The organism is Streptomyces sp. NPDC016845, from assembly GCF_044332585.1.
Classification (GTDB): Bacteria; Actinomycetota; Actinomycetes; order Streptomycetales; family Streptomycetaceae; genus Streptomyces.
Genome location: NZ_JBIRPI010000006.1, coordinates 87,579 through 105,345 on the forward strand (window position 1 = coordinate 87,579; position 17,767 = coordinate 105,345).

The 17,767-nt window shown below is 69.4% G+C and carries 15 protein-coding genes; 8 read left to right on the forward strand and 7 right to left on the reverse strand.

The window, feature by feature from the left end; all coding sequences use genetic code 11:
• Window positions 1-27 precede the first annotated feature (27 nt).
• The 4 genes from ACH4RC_RS18465 (at window position 28) to ACH4RC_RS18480 (ending at window position 4,832) form a co-directional block, all read left to right on the forward strand.
• Window positions 28-1,050, forward strand: a complete 1,023-nt coding sequence (locus tag ACH4RC_RS18465) for an acetamidase/formamidase family protein (RefSeq protein ID WP_398201808.1) — start codon at window positions 28-30, stop codon at window positions 1,048-1,050.
• 33 nt (window positions 1,051-1,083) lie between these two features.
• Entirely contained in the window at window positions 1,084-1,704 is a 621-nt protein-coding gene (locus ACH4RC_RS18470; RefSeq protein WP_398201811.1) for an N-acetylmuramoyl-L-alanine amidase, read from the forward strand.
• Window positions 1,705-1,812: 108 nt separating this feature from the next.
• On the forward strand, window positions 1,813-3,084 hold the full coding sequence (locus tag ACH4RC_RS18475; protein WP_398201814.1) for a GAF domain-containing protein: 1,272 nt from the start codon (window positions 1,813-1,815) through the stop codon (window positions 3,082-3,084).
• A gap of 224 nt (window positions 3,085-3,308) precedes the next feature.
• Complete coding sequence (locus ACH4RC_RS18480) at window positions 3,309-4,832, forward strand: aldehyde dehydrogenase family protein (RefSeq protein WP_398201817.1); 1,524 nt, start codon at window positions 3,309-3,311, stop codon at window positions 4,830-4,832.
• 401 nt (window positions 4,833-5,233) lie between these two features.
• Here the strand turns inward: ACH4RC_RS18480 and ACH4RC_RS18485 are convergent, their stop codons facing one another.
• Entirely contained in the window at window positions 5,234-5,956 is a 723-nt protein-coding gene (locus ACH4RC_RS18485) for an NUDIX hydrolase (RefSeq protein WP_398201819.1), read from the reverse strand.
• Window positions 5,957-6,042: 86 nt separating this feature from the next.
• On the opposite strand from ACH4RC_RS18485, the gene ACH4RC_RS18490 reads away from it, so the two are divergent.
• Genes ACH4RC_RS18490 through ACH4RC_RS18500 form a run of 3 tightly spaced genes read left to right on the forward strand, consistent with a single transcriptional unit; the run spans window position 6,043 to window position 9,412 of the window.
• Window positions 6,043-7,788 (forward strand): hypothetical protein, encoded by a 1,746-nt coding sequence (locus ACH4RC_RS18490; protein WP_398201821.1) that lies wholly within the window; start codon window positions 6,043-6,045, stop codon window positions 7,786-7,788.
• Window positions 7,785-8,717 carry a hypothetical protein gene (locus ACH4RC_RS18495; protein ID WP_398201823.1) on the forward strand — a complete coding sequence of 311 codons (933 nt, stop codon included), beginning with the start codon at window positions 7,785-7,787 and terminating at the stop codon, window positions 8,715-8,717. Before ACH4RC_RS18490 ends, ACH4RC_RS18495 begins: the two co-directional genes overlap by 4 nt.
• Before the next feature lie 26 nt (window positions 8,718-8,743).
• Window positions 8,744-9,412 carry a hypothetical protein gene (locus tag ACH4RC_RS18500; protein WP_398201825.1) on the forward strand — a complete coding sequence of 223 codons (669 nt, stop codon included), beginning with the start codon at window positions 8,744-8,746 and terminating at the stop codon, window positions 9,410-9,412.
• A 515-nt stretch (window positions 9,413-9,927) separates the two neighbouring features.
• Here the strand turns inward: ACH4RC_RS18500 and lysA are convergent.
• A complete protein-coding gene (gene lysA, locus ACH4RC_RS18505; protein WP_398201827.1) occupies window positions 9,928-11,256 on the reverse strand; it encodes a diaminopimelate decarboxylase in 1,329 nt (442 codons plus the stop codon).
• A 14-nt stretch (window positions 11,257-11,270) separates the two neighbouring features.
• Window positions 11,271-11,597: an SAV_915 family protein gene (locus ACH4RC_RS18510; RefSeq protein WP_398201830.1), complete on the reverse strand. Its 327-nt coding sequence runs from the start codon at window positions 11,595-11,597 to the stop codon at window positions 11,271-11,273.
• A gap of 681 nt (window positions 11,598-12,278) precedes the next feature.
• Here ACH4RC_RS18510 and ACH4RC_RS18515 point away from each other — a divergent pair.
• Window positions 12,279-13,802 carry a carboxylesterase/lipase family protein gene (locus tag ACH4RC_RS18515; RefSeq protein ID WP_398201833.1) on the forward strand — a complete coding sequence of 508 codons (1,524 nt, stop codon included), beginning with the start codon at window positions 12,279-12,281 and terminating at the stop codon, window positions 13,800-13,802.
• A gap of 70 nt (window positions 13,803-13,872) precedes the next feature.
• Here the strand turns inward: ACH4RC_RS18515 and ACH4RC_RS18520 are convergent, their stop codons facing one another.
• The 4 genes from ACH4RC_RS18520 to ACH4RC_RS18535 form a co-directional block, all read right to left on the reverse strand.
• Window positions 13,873-14,844, reverse strand: coding sequence for a zinc-binding alcohol dehydrogenase family protein (locus ACH4RC_RS18520; RefSeq protein ID WP_398201836.1), 972 nt, complete (start codon window positions 14,842-14,844; stop codon window positions 13,873-13,875).
• 90 nt (window positions 14,845-14,934) lie between these two features.
• Complete coding sequence (locus ACH4RC_RS18525; RefSeq protein WP_398201838.1) at window positions 14,935-15,774, reverse strand: ABC transporter permease; 840 nt, start codon at window positions 15,772-15,774, stop codon at window positions 14,935-14,937.
• The gene (locus ACH4RC_RS18530; protein WP_398201841.1) at window positions 15,771-16,679 is read right to left on the reverse strand and encodes an ABC transporter ATP-binding protein; all 909 of its coding nucleotides are present in this window, start codon (window positions 16,677-16,679) and stop codon (window positions 15,771-15,773) included. The genes ACH4RC_RS18525 and ACH4RC_RS18530 overlap by 4 nt, the downstream gene beginning before the upstream one ends.
• Window positions 16,679-17,692, reverse strand: coding sequence for an ABC transporter substrate-binding protein (locus ACH4RC_RS18535; protein WP_398201844.1), 1,014 nt, complete (start codon window positions 17,690-17,692; stop codon window positions 16,679-16,681). Before ACH4RC_RS18535 ends, ACH4RC_RS18530 begins: the two co-directional genes overlap by 1 nt.
• Window positions 17,693-17,767: the final 75 nt, after the last annotated feature.

Sequence of the window (17,767 nt, forward strand, 5' to 3'; positions counted from 1 at the left end):
CGGCGTGCGCGCGGGAAGGGGGGTCCCATGAGCGACCCGCGCATGCTCACCGTCCGGCCCGAACCCGGCACCTACGCCTGGACCTTCGGCGGCGCCCCGCCCATCGCCCGGATCGCGCCGGGCACGGTCCTGGACCTGTACACGGAGGACTGTTTCGCGGGCCGCGTCCGCTCGGAGAAGGACCTCGTCTCGCAGGTATGCGAGTTCCCGTACCTGAACCCGCAGACGGGCCCGTTCCACATCGAGGGCGCCGAACCGGGCGACACGGTCGCGGTGCATTTCGCGTCCATCGAGCCCGCCCGGGACTGGGCCGCGTCCACGACCGTGCCGCTGTTCGGCGCGCTGACGTCCACGCACGCCACGGCCACGCTGCAGCCGCCGCTGCCCGAGACCGTCTGGATCTGGGAGCTCGACCGGGAGCGCCGAACCGCCCGGTTCTCCGCGCGGGACAGCGCGTTCACGGCCGAGCTGCCGATGGACCCGATGCACGGCACGGTCGGCGTCGCGCCCGCCGATCTGGAGGTGCGCTCCGCCCTCGTCCCGGACGCCCACGGCGGCAACATGGACACGCCCGAGATGCGCGCGGGCGTCACCTGCTACCTCGGAGTGAACGTCGAGGGCGCGCTGCTCAGCCTCGGCGACGGGCACGCGCGCCAGGGCGAGGGTGAGACGTGCGGTGTCGCCGTCGAGTGTGCGATGCGCACCGTCGTCGTCGTGGAGCTGCTCAAGGGCGTGGCCACGCCGTGGCCGCGCATCGAGTCGGACTCGCACATCATCTCGACGGGCTCGGCGCGCCCGCTGGAGGACGCCTTCCGGATATCCCAGCTCGACCTGGTGCGGTGGCTCGTACGGGACTACGGGTTCAGCGAGCTGGACGCCTACCAGTTCGCGACGCAGACCGTCGAGTCGCCGCTGGCCAACGTCTGCGACACGAACTACACGTGCGTCGCCAAACTCCGCAAGGAGTGGCTGCCCGCGCGCGAGACGCACCGCGGGATGCACGCGCACCTGCGCGAGACAGCGGCGGCCTTGCCGCGCCCCGAGCGCTGAACACCGGTTTCCCCCACGAGAGGCAGGATCGTCATGACCGGACCAAGACAGCTCCCCGGCCGCCCCCACCGGCCGAGCCGCCGACGTCTGCTCCAGGCAGGGGCCGCGGCCGCGGTGTCCGGCGCCTTGCTGCCCGCGGGCCGGGCCGCCGCGCAGGCGCGGGCCGTCGACTACCCGCCGGCGCAGTCCGTCCCCGCCAGCACCTCCAACTACACCGTCTCCAGCCGCCCGTCCTCGTACCGGGTCGACCACGTCGTCATCCATGTCACGCAGGAGACGTACGCCGACACCGTCAAGATCTTCCAGAACCCGGCCAAACAGGTCTCCGCCCACTACCTGGTCCGCTCGGCCGACGGCCACATCGCACAGCTCGTGCGCGAGAAGGACATCGCCTGGCACGCGGGCAACTGGGACTACAACACGCGCAGCATCGGCATCGAGCACGAGGGCTGGGTCGACAAGCCCGCGTACTTCACCGACGCGATGTACGAGGCGTCGGCGGCGCTGACCGCCTCGGTCTGCGCGCGGTACGGGGTTCCGATGGACCGCGAGCACATCATCGGCCACATCGAGGTGCCGGGCACGGACCACACCGATCCCGGCCCGTACTGGGACTGGTCACGCTACATAAGGATGGTCAACTTCGCTCAGTAGGAGCCTGCCCAGGCCCGGCTCCTTGTCGGCCCGCGCCCACGGAGCGACGATGTCCCCACCGCATCGTCGTCCCGCTGGCCGTATCGCACGCCGTACCTGGAGGCCGACTTGTCCGATCCCTGGGTCGCCCTCGAACCCGGCGCCGATCCGGCCGAGCGGGTCCGGGCGCTGCGCACCGCCCACGACCGGTTCACCGCGGCGGGCACGGTCGCCCGCCCGGTCCGCCCGGTGGTCGCCGATTCCTGGCGCCGTTCGGCGGGCGCGCGGGTGAGCCCGGACGCGTCCGCGGCTGTGGAACTGACCGACGGCGACCTCGGAACGTACCGCGCGGAGCACCCCCTCGCACGGGTGATGCCGCTGTTCCGCGAGCTGATGGGCACGTTCGCGACGGACGGCGAACATCTCCTCGCGGTCTGCGACGCGCAGGGCCGGCTCCTGTGGGTCGAGGGGCATCCGTCGACCCGGCGCCGGGCGGGCGGCATGAACTTCGTGCCGGGAGCCCGCTGGTCGGAGTCGGCGATGGGGACCAACGCGCCCGGCACGGCGGTCGCCGTCGACCGTCCCGTGCAGGTCTTCGCCGCCGAGCACTTCATCCGCGAGGTGCAGCCGTGGACGTGCGCGGCGGCCCCGGTGCACGACCCGCACTCCGGGCGGCTGCTCGGTGCGGTCGACATCACCGGCGGGGACGGGCTCGCGCACCCGCACAGCCTGGCGTTCGTGCAGGCGGTGGCGCGCGCGGCCGAGTCGCAGCTCGCGCTGCTCACACCCGCCCCCGTACACCGGCCCGCCCTGCGCCTGTTCGCCCTGGGCCGCGACGAGGCACTGCTCCGGACGGCATCCGGCCACAAGATCCGCCTCAGCCGCCGCCACAGCGAGCTGCTCGTCCTCCTCTCCCGCCACCCCGAGGGCCTGACCGGCGACGAACTGCTCTGCCGCCTGTACGAGGACGAGTCGGTGACCCCGGTGACGTTGCGGGCCGAACTCGCGCGCCTGCGCCGGGTCCTCGGCCCCGACGTGCTGACATCGCGCCCGTACCGTCTGGCGTTCCCGGTCGAATCGGACCTGACGACGGTCGAGCGACGCCTGGGCACCGGGGCGGTGACGGCGGCGGCGACCGCGTACACAGGCCCGCTGCTGCCCACGTCGCAGGCGCCGGCGGTGGCCCGTCTGCGCCGCGAACTGGCGGACGGGCTGCGCGCGGCGCTCATCGCGCGCGGTGACCCGGACCTCCTCTCCGACTGGGCGCACGCCCCGTGGGGCGAGGACGACCTCGACGTATGGCAGGCGCTCGCGGCGGCCCGCCCGTCCCCGCCGGTCCTGGCCCGGCTCGCCGCGCTCGATGAGGACCAGCGAAACTCCTGGGGCCCGTACGCGACGTAGCTCCCGGGCCCATACGCGACGTAGCTCCCGGCCCGTGCGGTACGTAGCTCCCGGGCCCGTGCGGTATGTAACCCCCGACGTCCGTACGCGACGTAGCTCCCGACGCCCGTACGCAACGTAGCCCCTGGCGCCCGTACGCAACGTAGCTGCAACGTCCGGAGTCCTAGCCTCCACGGCGACGGCCGCCCAACGGCGGGCGGCCCGCACAGGAGAGGCCAGCCAAGATGACCCGTTACTCCGCGCCCGGCACCGAGGGCTCCGTCGTCTCCTACCAGGCCCGTTACGACCATTTCATCGGCGGCGAGTACGCTCCGCCCGCCCGCGGCCGGTACTTCGACAACCCGAGCCCGGTCAACGGGCAGCCGTTCACGGAGATCGCGCGGGGCACGGCGGAGGACGTCGAGCGTGCCCTCGACGCCGCGCACGCCGCCGCGCCCGCCTGGGGCCGCACCTCCGCCGGTGACCGCGCCGACATCCTCAACAAGATCGCCGACCGGATGGAGGCCAACCTCGAACAGCTCGCGGTCGCGGAGACCTGGGAGAACGGCAAACCGGTCCGCGAGACGCTCGCCGCCGACATCCCCCTCGCCATCGACCACTTCCGCTACTTCGCGGGCGCGATCCGCTCGCAGGAAGGCAGCCTCTCCGAGATCGACGACGACACGGTGGCCTACCACTTCCACGAGCCGCTCGGCGTGGTCGCGCAGATCATCCCGTGGAACTTCCCGATCCTCATGGCTGCGTGGAAGCTGGCCCCGGCACTCGCGGCGGGCAACGCGGTCGTCATCAAGCCGGCCGAGCAGACCCCGGCCTCGATCCACTTCTGGCTGAGCCTGGTCTCGGACCTGATCCCGCCGGGCGTGGTGAACATCGTCAACGGCTTCGGCGTGGAGGCGGGCAAGCCCCTGGCCTCCAGCCCGCGCGTCGCGAAGGTCGCCTTCACGGGGGAGACGACGACGGGCCGCCTGATCATGCAGTACGCCTCGGAGAACATCAAACCGGTCACCCTGGAACTCGGCGGCAAGTCCCCCAACATCTTCTTCGACGACGTCTGGGCCAAGGACGACGACTTCCGCGACAAGGCGCTCGAAGGCTTCACGATGTTCGCCCTGAACCAGGGCGAGGTCTGCACCTGCCCGTCCCGGGCGCTCATCCAGCAGGGCCACTACAGCGAGTTCATCGAGGCGGCTATCGCCCGCACCGAGGCCATCAAGCCCGGCCACCCGCTCGACACGGACACGATGATCGGCGCCCAGGCCTCCAACGACCAGCTCCAGAAGATCCTCTCCTACCTGGACATCGGCCAGCAGGAAGGCGCGAAGGTCCTGACCGGCGGCCGGCGCATCGAATACGACGGCGAACTGGCGGGCGGCTACTACGTCCAGCCCACCATCTTCGAGGGCTCCAACCGCATGCGCGTCTTCCAGGAGGAGATCTTCGGCCCCATCGTCTCGGTCGCCTCCTTCACCGACTACGACGACGCCATCAAGATCGCCAACGACACCCTGTACGGCCTCGGCGCCGGCGTCTGGACCCGCGACATCAACACGGCCTACCGCGCGGGCCGCTCGATCCAGGCGGGCCGCGTCTGGACGAACTGCTACCACGCGTACCCGGCCCACGCGGCGTTCGGCGGCTACAAGCAGTCGGGAATCGGCCGGGAGAACCACAAGATGATGCTGGACCACTACCAGCAGACGAAGAACATTCTTTGTTCTTACAGCGCTCAGAAGCTCGGGTTCTTCTAGGGCCCCAAGTTGGGTGCCTGGAGGGGTTCTCCTATCCAGGCACCGTAGGCGACGCTCACCGCGGCCGACAGTGCGCGCCGGGGACCTGCGAGGCGGGCTCCGGCGAGTACAGGGCGACGTACAGGCCCAGAGTGGCGAACGCGGTCGCATAGCCGAGGGCCTGGTGGGCGAAGAGCGGCGGCCAGCATCGCGGCACGGATGGCGCCGCACACCGGCGTGGAGCCGGTCGCTACCGCAGGCCGGACGCCGCCGAGCCTCCCCACAACCCAGCAGCAGGCGGGCACTCAGGCCACCGCGTTCTGCCACCTCGGCCGGGGTGGGTGATGGCGAAAGGCAGGTATCGCTCCTGCGCCGATGTCGCGGAGGAGGACGCGCCCCTCACGCGAGGGCGCGGACATCGGCTAGGCAGCTCCTCCGGCTCCACGCATGAGCGGCGGGTTCAGCAGCGTCGCGTTCCCCCGGCGGTAGAGGGCAGCCGGGCGGCCAATGGGAGGGAGCCGCTGCTCCCCCGTGGGCTCGACGAATCCTGGGGTGTTGAGAACTTTGCGACGGAAGTTGCTCGGGTCCAGGTGCTGCCCCCAGACCACTTCGTAGACCGTACGCAGCTCGCTCAGAGTGAACGGCTCCCGGCAGAAGGAGGCGGCAACAGCCGTGTACTCCAGCTTGCCGCGCACCTCCTCCAGAGCCTCCCTGAGGATGTGCGGGTGGTCGAAGGCCAACAACACGCTCCCTGAGACCACTTGGGACACGGGCGCCCAGAAGGCTCGCTTCGCATCCGTGCCGCCCACAGGGACAGGCAGATCCGGCCCCAAAGCGATATAGGCAATGGTGACCACGCGCCCCCTCGGGTCCCGTCGAGGGTCCCCATAGGCTCCGAGCTGTTCCAGGTGGAGCCGACCTCCGTCAATACCGGCTTCCTCCTGGAGCTCGCGCAGCGCCCCCTCGCGCAGCGTCTCGTCCTTCTGCACGTAGCCGCCGGGCAGCGCGGGCCGCCCCATGAAAGGTTCCAGCCCACGCTCGATCAAGAGCACCATCAACTGGTCATCCCTGACCGTAAAGATCGCCAGGTCCACTGTGACCCACGAAGCCTCCACTTCGGTGGAATCCCTCAGCCAGTCATCCATCAGAATCCCCTAAAGGTCGTATTGACTGAAACACTTCTTCCGCTTATGGTCTCATGGACCTTAGGTCTAACAGGTGGGGGCAGAACGTGAGCACTTCCCAGGTGTCATCGGCCGAGACGGCAACCAGCGAACCGACCGCCGCCACCCGCCACTTGTGCACAGGCGTGTACGTGGACGAGAGGTTCCGAGACCTCGTGTTGGACGAGGTGTGCACGGCCCCACACCGCAGGGTCGCCCCGTCCTACGGTTTCGACATCGTTCCCGTCATGCATCACGCATGGCGAGCCGCCGCCCTGAGCGCGCTCCTGCGCATGGCGATGCTGGGTGCGGTGGTCGCGCCGGCGCTCTCGGGCGCCCTGCCTGCCGCCGCTCTTGTCATCTGCGGCTTCGCCCTCCTGTGGCTGATCCACCTCGCCACACTGCTCCGGGACATCGACCGTGCCCCTCGACCCCGTCGGCGGTCCCGACGCCGCGGTCTCGGTCCGGTACGACGTGAGTGGCACCTCGTGAGGATGCTGTCTCCACGGCGGCGCTCGGAGACGACCTGGGCACTCAAGCGCATCGGAACAGCCGCCGCGACGCTGATCCTGACAGCCGCGGTTATCGCCTTGATCCATCCGGATCACGCCACCATCGCCTTCTATGTGGCCCTTGGTTTCACGCTCGCGTGCCTCGGCATCGGAGCGTTGCGCCAGCTCACGCTCAACCACATCCTGCGCGCCCCTGCCCTGCGCCCCGCGCGGCTGACCGCTCGGCAACGGGCCGCGAGCAGACAACAGGAAGATATCTGTGCCGTGTACCGCCGCCCCCGGCACAGCGAGGACGAAGACGAGGACGATCTCACCGTCTTCACCCTGTTCGGGGAGGAGTCACCCTTCATCGGCGCCGGCGAGATCGTTTACCAGTGGAACCCACCGATGAGCATCCAGTTGCTGCGCCCTGGAGATGATGACGCACCGCTCCACGAACGCGAGTACCTCATCCCGCCCTTCAAAGCGCACGAACTGGTCGAGTCTCTGCGTGAGGCAGTTCAATCGCTGGATACCGACAGCGCGGACGTCCGGCTTCCCGTTCAGGTTCGCGACCGTGTCTACGTTGCCGAAACCGATGTCGCGGCGGATCGCTCTCTTCTGCTCCAGAAGTTCAACGATGATCATTTGCGCACGATCATCAACACTCCTGGATCCAAACAGCATCACTTTCTTGAGGTGACAACACCCGCGGAGGGAGCGGAGTTCGTCTCCACCGTTCTGTTACATGTAAGCCTCCAAGGGCGCACCCTCAGCATCTCCACAGCCGCATGCGTCCTTGCCCACACGCCCCGGTCCTTCCAACGCACCGCAGAGTTCGGCCATCACGGATTCACGGCTGTTGTATGGGCGGCGCTCCACGAACTGACCACATTACCCGCGGAGATCCCGCGTACCTGGCGACTCGTCCGCTATCTCTACACCGTGGGGAAGGCAGTCGTCCTCCCCCGAGACCTCACTTCACGCCCCATACGGAATGTGTTGATCGGCAGCCGGGTCAGCATAAGGGAGCGGTCGGCCCAAGCCTGGTCCAAGATTCAGCTGGAGAAGACTGACATCCTGGGCCGAATGAAGACCATCGAACAGCGTCTGCTTCACGCAGCGGGCGACTTCCTGAACGACAAGGGTGTGGACACCTCGGAGTTCAATGACCGTGCCCTCAAAATCATCAACAGCGGCATATTCAACTTCGGCGACAACAACAGCTTCAACAACAACGCTGTCGGAGACGCGGCTCACGTCGGCACTTCGGCAGGCCAGCCAGTAAGTACCGGAAACCCCAGTAGCGGAGGAAGCTCATGATCTCCAACCATGGTATCGCCAACAACGGCGACAACAACAGCTTCAACAACAACGCCATCGGTGACCGCGCTCATGTCTCCCCACCACCTCCATCCCGTTTCACTAGTCAAACCGGAGGGGAGGCGGCGAGGACCACCCGCTGGGACGTCGGTGTAGTGACGATCCTCAGCGAGGAACTCCGTTCCTTGGTGGAGGAGTTACACCTGGAGCGACACAGGGAGCCCAACGGGCTTCACTTCTACCGAGGTGAACACGCCACCCCGGACATGACCGTTCGCATTGTGGCCACCCAGACCCAGAGCCAGGGACAGCGCTCGGCGATGGCCGCCCTGGAAAATCTGCGCCGCTATTACGAACCGAGCCTCTGGGCCCTCGTCGGAGTGGGCGGCGGAATTCACGAAGATCATGCCCGCATCGGCAACGTCATCGTCTCCACCGACATCGTCTACTACGAAAACCGAAAGATCAATCCGCATGGGGATGTCCGCCACCGCGGGGAACACCGGCAGGCACCGGCGCCAGCCGTCCACGCGGTGAACGCCTTCTTCGCAGACCACGGCACCCCGGCACACATTGACGGCCAGCACTCCGCGCATGCATCCGAGACCTTCGAGGTCTACCCGGGTGTCATCGGGTCGGGCGAAGCCGTCATAGCTGACGGAGAGAGCGAGATCCGCAGCTACCTAACGAAGTACAACGAAAAGGTCCTGGCGGTGGACATGGAAGCCGGAGGACTGAGCCAGTATTGGCAGGAGAACTCCGTCCACCACGGCATCAACCCTGGCTGGATCGTCATTCGCGGCGTGTCCGACAACGCGGACGACGCAAAGGGACACGGCTATCACGAACTCGCGGCAAGAAACGCCGCACACGTTCTCCGACGGCTCCTGCCGTACATCTGCTGGCCGCAGAGCCCCGACGCCTCGTGATCGGACGAACCAGGGAGACGACTCTCATGACTGCCTTTCTCTTCGGGATAATCAGCTCTCTGGCAGCCAGTGCCATCCTGCTTCTTCTCGGCCTTCTCCGAGGTTCACGCCCGCTGTGGTGGCTGGTTGCCGCCTTCTCCCGGTGCACCGGCACCGGACTGGGGCGCGTTTACCGCCATCAGTCGTCCACCGAGCAGGACATGGCACGCGATCTCAGCCGGGCTCGCTGGATCAAGGTGATGGCGGGGCGTGGCAATGTGCTCACCCGAGAGGTCTTCTCTCCACTGTGGTCGGGTGATCTATCCCCTGAGTTCATTCAAGTTCTACTGCCGGACCCGGAGCCACGTGGAGACTCCTGGCTCGAGAAGCGCTCGCACGATCTGCGCCGGTTCGACCCCGGCTACGAAACCCCGGAGCTGCTAAGGAACCAGGTCCGGGCGAACATGCACTATCTCGCTCACGCCACCCGTGCTCAACACAACTTCGAACTACGCAGCTTCAACCTGCCCAATACCTGTCGTGTCATCGCAACGGACCGGGCGGCCTACCTCACCTTCTACAACAGCTCGGATCACGGCAGAAACTCCCCGTGTCTCTATGTCCGGGCCCCCGGCCTCTTGTACTTCATCGCCTTACAGCAGTTCGACACGGCTTGGATGAACAGTTCACCTGCACTTCCCGCGCCGCGGCTCTGACGTTTCGAGCAGCCAGCGTGTCCGCCAAAGCAGCTGACCGGCCCCGGCGTTCCCAACCCACAACAAAGATCCGGACCGTCCACGGTCCGCACCCGCCACCTCCCCGTCAACACCTGCATTCTTGCTGGTCAGGGCTATGCATACGGCGTACCAACAGTAGACGAAGAACATTCTTTGTTCTTACAGCGCTCAGAAGCTCGGGTTCTTCTAGGGCTTGCAACTCCAAGATCTCGTGCACCCTCGTCTCCTCGCACATCTACGCCTATGAACCAACATCAACAAGGCGCAGGACACGCGCAGAAGATGAACGCCGACAACCACACGGCACACCTGCCTCAACCACGGACTACGGCCCCGGCTGCCGGTACTGAGCGAGCCGAGCGCCGGCCCGCGAGATCACGTACTGGCGGCTGATGGGATCAGCTCGGCGTATCCGGAGGAGCGCCGCGCGCAGATGGGCTTCTTGAGTCCATCTGCGCGCGGTCGGGCCTCGGAACGTCGGGAGTGATGTGGGGTTACAGGCCCACGTCGCGGCCGCGGAAGTCCTCCAGGGACTCGCGGCGTACGAGGAGGCGGGCGGATCCGTCGCGTACGGCCACCACCGGCGGGCGGCCGACCAGGTTGTAGCCGGAGGCCATGGACAGGTGGTAGGCGCCGGCCACAGGGACGGCAAGCAGGTCTCCCGGGCGCAGGTCGGCGGGGAGTTCGGCGTCGGTGGCCAGGATGTCGCCCGCCTCGCAGTGCCGGCCCACCACGGTGACCCGCTCGGGATCGGCCGTACCGCGGCGTCCGATCAGGCGTGGCGAGTAGCGGACGCCGTACAGGGCCGGGCGCGGGTTGTCACTCATGCCGCCGTCGACGGCCACGAAGACGCGCTCGCCGGTGTGCTTCACCGACAGGACGCGGTACACGGCGATGCCCGCGGGGCCTGCGATCGCCCGCCCCGGCTCGATGATCAGCCGGGGAACGGGCAGCCGGGCCGTCGCGCAGGCGTCGGCGAGTTCCGCGCGGATCCCGCGGGACAGCGCCGTCAGGTCCAGGGCCGGCTCGCCGGGGCGGTAGGCGATGCCGTGGCCCCCGCCGAGGTCGAGTTCGGGCAGCAGCAGGCCGTGCCGCTCGTACAGGCGGGCCATGAGGCCGACCACACGGCGAACTGCCACGAGGTAAGGCTTGACGCTCGTGATCTGAGAGCCCAAGTGGCAGTGCAGGCCGGTGAGGTCCAGCTGGGGCTGGTCCAGAAGGCGGGCGATGGCGTGCTGGGCGTGACCGTCCGCGATCGACAGGCCGAACTTCTGGTCGTCCGTTCCGGTACGGATCTTCACGTGGCCGCCCGCGCTGATCCCCGGCACCACCCGCACCATCACCTTCTGGTGCCCGTCCGGCCCGACGGCCGCCGCCAGCCTCGCGATCTCCGAGGAACTGTCGATGACGATCCGGCCGACCCCCAGGCGCAGCGCGGTGTCCACGTCGCGCGGCGACTTGGCGTTGCCGTGCAGCACGATCCGTTCGGCCGGAAAGCCGGTGGTGACGGCGAGTTCCAGCTCTCCGGCGGAGCAGACGTCGAGCCCGAGGCCCTCCTCGTCCATCCAGCGGGCCATGGCCCGGCACAGGAACGCCTTGGCCGCGTAGACGACTTCGGCGTCGGGGAAGGCGTCCCGATAGGTGCGGCAGCGCCCGCGCACCTCCGCCTCGTCCAGGATGTAGGCGGGCGTTCCGACGCGGTCGGCGATCTCGGCGAGCGGTACGCCGCCCACGGCGAGGTCGCCCGGGCGGGGCTCGGTCGTGGACGCGGGCCACACCGCCGACTCGGCGGCGACCGTGGCGGGCTCGTGAACCGTGGTCATCGTGTCGTCCCCTCTCAGGCCGCGAAACCCATGGCCGGTGCGGGCACCGGCCTGGGGGCGGGGGCGGTGAACCGCGGGTTCACCGTGACGGTGGTGACACCGAGCGGGCCGGCCAGTGCGCGCAGGGCGGGCTCGGCGAGGCGGATCCACGGCTGGTCGGGGCCGAGAGTGGCGTGCAGGCGGAATACGGAGGTGAAGCCGACGGCCGTGCGGGTACCGAGCGGGGTGCGAAAGATGCGGGCCGCACAACCGCGGTGGCCCGGCCGGACCGGGACGTACAGCGGCCCGGCCGGGAACGGATCGGAGGGCTCGGGGTCTTCTCCGCGGAGAAGTTCTGCCATGGGGTACCTCCCGTGAGGCAAGGAGTGTGGAGTCTGGGATGCCTGGGACGCGGCAGCGCGGCCCGGGGCTCGACCTCGACCGTATGCCCGGTGTTCCTGGGACCCGGACGCGTCCTGACGGGACGCTGATGGCGTGGACGCCGACCTTGACGGGGCGCTGATGCCCTGGTGAGCGGCGAGGGACGGGCCACCGCCAGGAGACCGTCAGGAGACCGCCAGGAGAGTGCCAGGAGAGTGCCAAGGACTGGTGTGCGGGCTGTGCGACAGCCTCGGTCGGAGGCGAGACGAAGAAGTTCCGAAGCAGCGATGCCCCGGGCAGCCTCAACGCCTTGCGCCGGACGGCCGCAGCGGCCCGGTGCCGGCAAGCCGGGCTCTGGCCGGTGCTGGCCCGGCAGCCGCGGCGAGCGCGGTTCCCGGCATGGAGAGGCTTGAGGCGGAGCGGACGATGAGACGCTCAACTGCGGCCATGACAACGGACGTTGAAGCATTCAGCTGGTCCATAGAGTGGAACGAGAAGCTCGCACACCCGCGGCCCGGGACGGAACATGGCTCCCCCATCGCTCCGGCCTCTCAGGAGATTCAGTGCGAACTACCGTCCGACAGGGCCTTGCGGGTCTCGTGAGCCTGCTCGTCCTGTTGACCGTGCTATCAGCCGTACCCGCGTCCGCCACCCCCCGCTCCTTGACGGTACCCACCGACAAGGGGCCGGTCGCGGGGGCCTCGGCGGACGGGGTCGACCGGTTCCTCGGCATCCCGTACGCGGCTCCGCCCGTCGGTGCCCGACGCTGGCAGCCTCCGGCCCCCGCCGCCGCCTGGACAGGCACCCGGGCGGCGACCGCCCCCGGCTCACGCTGCCTGCAGCTCCGCGACAGCGGCGGCCCCGGGACGAGCGAGGACTGTCTGTACCTGAACGTCCACACCCCGGCCCACCGGACGAGCCGTCCGCTGCCGGTGCTGTTCTGGATCCACGGTGGCGGCTTCTCCGCCGGTTCGGGTGACGGAGAGGACGGCTCCCGGATCGCCGAGGCCAACGACGTCGTGGTCGTCACGATCAACTATCGCCTCGGCGTGTTCGGCTTTCTCGACCTGCCCGGCCTGAGCGAGCGGGGCGCGGGCAACTACGGCCTGCTCGACCAGCAGGCGGCGCTGCGCTGGACCCAGCGGAACATCGGCGCCTTCGGCGGCGACGCGGGCAGGGTGACCATCGCCGGTGAATCGGCCGGCGGCCACTCCGTCTGTGCGCTCCTGGCCTCACCGCCGGCCCGCGGGCTGTTCTCCGGCGCGATCATTCAGAGCGGTGGCTGCCCCAGCCACACGGTCGGGCAGGCCGTCGCCCGCGGGAAGAAGTACGCGGCTGCCGCGGGCTGTGCCGACACGTCCTGCCTGCGGGCCAAGCCCGCCGGTGAACTGCTGGCGTCCGGCGCGGAGTTCGTCGGCGGCATCCTGAGCGGGCCGCTTCCCGTGTCGGGAGTGCCCGAGCTGCCCCTCCCGCCGAGCGAGGCCGTCCGCACAGGCCGGGCCGCGAACGTCCCCCTTCTCATCGGTCACACGCGCGACGAAGTACGGCAATGGGCGCTGCCGTTCGCGGGCGCGACGAAGGCGCAGTACGAGCGGGCGGTGCGCATCGAGTTCGGGGCGCGGGCCGACGCCGTACTCGCGCACTATCCGTACAGTGCGTACGGCGGCGACCCGTACGCCGCGACGTACGCCTTCAGCGCCCTGTGGGGCGACAGCAGCGTCTTCTACGGGCTCGGAGGCTGCCAGTACCACGACCTCGCGGGTGAGTTCGCGAGCCGGCAACCGCGGACCTACTTCTACGAGTTCGACGACCCGCACCCGCCCGTCGGCGGCAGCCCGTCCGGCTTCGACCCGGGCGCGCCGCACGCGAGCGAGATGGCGTACTTGTTCCCGTCGGCCGCCTCCCAGCTGTTCTCACCCGGCCAGCGGCAGCTGTCCACGGAGATGGTGCGCTACTGGGGCTCGTTCGTGAAGCACGGCGACCCGGCGACCGCGGGTCATGCCGCCTGGCCGTCGTACCGGGCCGGGAAGTACATGTCGCTGCTGCCGGGTGGTGAGAGCCGGGCCCTGACGTCCGGGGTGTACGCGGCACGGCACCAGTGCGCCTTCTGGGACTCACTCGATTACGGCTGGCTTCCCGTCAATCCGGACCAACTCGCGGCGCAAGCAGGGGTTCTGCACTCCTGAACCTGCCAGTTATACGAAGGGCCCCTCCTGCCGGAGGGGCCCTTCGCCGATCGCACCGAAAGCGGCGCGCTCAGCGCACCGTGTCCTCCATGGCGAGCACGATCTTGCCGACCGCCGCGCCCGTGCGCAGCCGCTCGACCGCCTCGCCGAGCGCGTCCATCCCGTACCGCTCGTACGGCAGCGACAGCGCGCCCGAGGACAGGTCCGGCAGCAGGCGCAGCACCTCGGGGGCGACCTCCTCGCCGCGGCTGATCATGTTGACCGGGAGCAGGGAGACGTCGGCGAGGAAGAAGTCGGCCAGGTCCAGGGTGAGTTCGCGGCCTGCCGTGTAGCCGAGGAGCGCGGCCCGGCCGCGCGGACGGACCAGGGTGAGCGCGTCGCGCAGAATGGCGCCGCCGACCGTGTCGATGAGTACGTCGGCCTTGCCGCCGATCGCCTCCTCGGAGAGGTCCGAGGCGAGCAGCGCCTTCGCGACGCCGGGCACGTGCGCGAGCTTCGCCGGGCGGCCGACCGCGCCGATCACCTCCGCGCCGGCGCGCGCCGCGAGCTGTACGGCCATGGCGCCGACCGCGCCGGACGCGCCGGTGACCAGGACCCGCTCCCCCGGCCGCACCTGGGCGATGGCGTGCACGGTCGCCCAGGCGGTGCCGACCGGCGAGAAGTAGATGCAGGCGAGGGCGGGGTCGGTGCCTTCGGGCATGGGCTCCGCGGCGGCGTCCGGCACGAGGGCGTGCTCGGCCCAGGCGCCGTCACGGCTCAGGCCGAGTCCTTCGCCGCGCAGCCGGACGAGGGCGCCCTCGGGGTGCGTGTCCGAGGCGATGACGTAGCCGCTGCCCTGGGTGCCGGGGATGAACGGCAGCTCGGGCAGGATGCCGAACTTGCCGTCGAGGATGTTCAGGTCCAGGTGGGCGACGGTGGCCGCCGCCACCCGTACGAGGGTGTGCCCGGGGCGCGGCTCGGGCACGGCCCGCTCCCCGAGCCGCGGCAGAGTGCCGAACTCCTCGAGGGTCAGGGTGCGCGAGGTGTTCGTGGAAGTGCTCACGTGCTGCGTTCTCCTGTTCTGCCCCCGTCGGTCACTGTTCTGCGCCCGTCGGTCACTGCGCTGCCCCCGTTTTGATCACTGGGTCCCCGTCTACACCTTAGCTCCGTACTTGTGCAGTACACGCATCGCGATCACGCGCAGGATCCGGTCGTAGACGAGGCCCAGGATTCCCAGGGTGATGATGCCGACGAAGACCCAGTCGATGCGGCCGTAGTTGCGGGAGGTCCAGATCAGGGAGCCGAGGCCCACCTGGGCGGCGACGATCTCCGCGGAGACGATCGTGAGGAAGCTGTTGCCCATGGCGAGGCGGGCACCCGTGAGGATGTACGGGACGGTGGACGGCAGCACGACGCGCTGGAGGATCTGGCGGCGGCTCGCCCCGAGGCTGGCCGCGGCCCGCAGCTTGTTCTCGTTGACGACCATCACGCCCGCGCTGGTGTTGAGGGTGACGATGAAGACGGCCGTGTAGAAGATCAGGACCACCTTCGACGTCTCGCCGATGCCCAGCCACACCACCGCCAGGGTCACGAAGGCGACCGGCGGGATGAAGCGGAAGAACTCGATGTACGGCTCCAGGAGCTGGCGGACGATCCTGATCTGGCCGATGAGCAGGCCGAGCGGGGCACCGACGACGACGCCGAGGCCCCAGCCGATGAGGATGCGGCGGCTGGAGGCGATGACCGAGTTGCCCAGGGTGCCGTCGGCCGCCAGTTCGCGGGCGGCCGACAGGGTCTCTTTCGGGGAGGCGACCAGCGAGGGGCCGTACTTCACGGCGATCAGCTGCCAGACCCCCAGGCCGACGAGGACGGCGAGGACGTACAGGCCGAGGGTGCGCAGGCCCTGTCCGCCGCCCGTCCCGCCGGTGCGGCGTGGGCGGGTGCGGATACGTGTGCGTGCCGGGGCCGTGGGCTCCGTGGTGGTGATCGTCATGCGCCCTTCGCCTCTCGGTCGAGCTGGTCGTCGAGTCCTTGGTCGCGCATGGCCTTGCGGACCTCTTCTCCGATGTCCTCGCGCAGTCTGGTGCGCAGGCGCAGGGCGGCGGGGTCGGACTCGTCACGGGGGCGCGGCAGGTCGACCGTGTACAGGGACTTGATGGAGGCGGCGGGGCCCGCCGTCATGACGGCCACCCGGTCGGCGAGCAGGATCGCCTCGTCGATGTCATGGGTGACGAAGACGACGGTGCAGCCGGACGCCCGCCAGATGCGGGCCGTCTCCTGTTGCAGCACCTGCCGGGTCTGCGCGTCGAGGGCGCCGAAGGGCTCGTCCATGAGGACGACGCCCGGCTCGTTGGCGAGGACGCGGGCGATCTGGACGCGCTGGCGCATGCCGCCGCTGAGCTGCCCGGGGTAGCGGTCCGCGCAGTGGCGCAGGCCGACCAGGCCGAGGTACTCGTCGGCGACCCGGTTCTGTTCGGCGCGGGAGCGGCCGCGCATGCGGGGCCCGAAGGTGACGTTCTGGTGCACGGTCATCCAGTCGAACAGGGCCTCGCTGCTCTGGAAGACCATGCCGAGCTCGGGGTCGGGGCCGCTGACGGGGACGCCGTCGGCGGTCAGCGTGCCCTCGCTGACCTGCATGAATCCCGCCATCGCGGACAGCAGTGTGGACTTGCCGCAGCCGCTCGGGCCGAGCAGGCAGAGGAACTCGCCGGCCGGGATGTCCAGATCGATGCCCTGGACGGCCCGGAAGTCACCGAAGGAGATCGCGGCGCCTTCGACGCGCAGGGCCGCCCCGCGTCTGGCCGCCACCGCCTCCGTACGCGTGCGGGGGGCTGGCACGGTGGCCGCTGCCGCGGCGGGTTCACCCGCCGCCGTCTCTTTCTCGATGCCGTTGGCCATCAGGACTTCTCCGTGTTTTCGAGGTTGCCGGGAAGCCAGCCGCGCTGGACGGCGCGGGCCACGTCGGGACGGGCCTTGACCTTGCCGGTGTCCAGGTAGAGGCGGGCCGTGTCGTCGTAGCCCTTGAGGTCCTTCGCGGTGAAGTCACGGACGCCGAAGTCGATCTCCTTCACCGCGTTCACGGTCTGGGCCGTGGGGATCTTCGCGGCGTCCTTGGTGGCCTTCGCCGCGGCGTCCGGGTCGCTCTCGACCTTCTCGGCGGCTTCCGCGAGGGCCGCCGCCACCTTCGCTGCGGTGTCCTTGTGGTCCTTGAGCCAGGGGGAGGCCGCAAGGAGCCAGTGCTGGTAGCTGAGGCCGTAGTCCCCGGTGGTCTCCAGGATCCGCGCGCCCAGTTCCTTGCCCTTGGCGGGCCAGGGTTCCCACAGGACGTAGGCGTCCATGTCGCCCTTCTTGGTGAGGGCGGGGATCTCGGCGGGGTCGGACGTGACGAACTCGACCGAGCCGGGCTTGATGCCCTTCGATTCGAGGAACCGGGTGGCGGCCAGCTCGGACAGGCCCGGGACCACGGCCATCTTCTTGATCTGCCGGGGGGACTTCACATCGGGTCCCAGGACGACCTTGAGGTAGCGCCCGGAGTTCTCGTACACGAGCAGCGAGCGCAGGTCCGGGTTCTGGCCGAGCAGGCCGATGGTGGTGGCGTCGGAGTTCCCGGCCATCTGGACCTGTCCCGCGTTGAGGGCGTCGACGCCCTCGCCGCCCTTGGCGAACTGGACGAGGTCGACGTCGACCCCGTGCTCGGCCCACAGGCCCTCGGCACCGGCCAGGTAGAACGGCGCGTACGAGGCGTCGACGCCGACCGCGATCCGTAGGTGAGTGAGGCTCTCTCCGCCGCCGGAGCCGGGACCGGCCCCGGCGTCGGTGGTGCCCGCGCCGCACGCGGTCATCGAGAGGAGTGAGGCGGCAAGGAAGGCGGAGCCGGTGATGCGATGGATGGGGCGGAACGCTGTCTTCATGGTCACCTCGGATAGGGGCGCTTTTCGCCAGGTCATCGGGGTGGGGGTCCGCGAGTTGGCGCACGCTACTGCCGG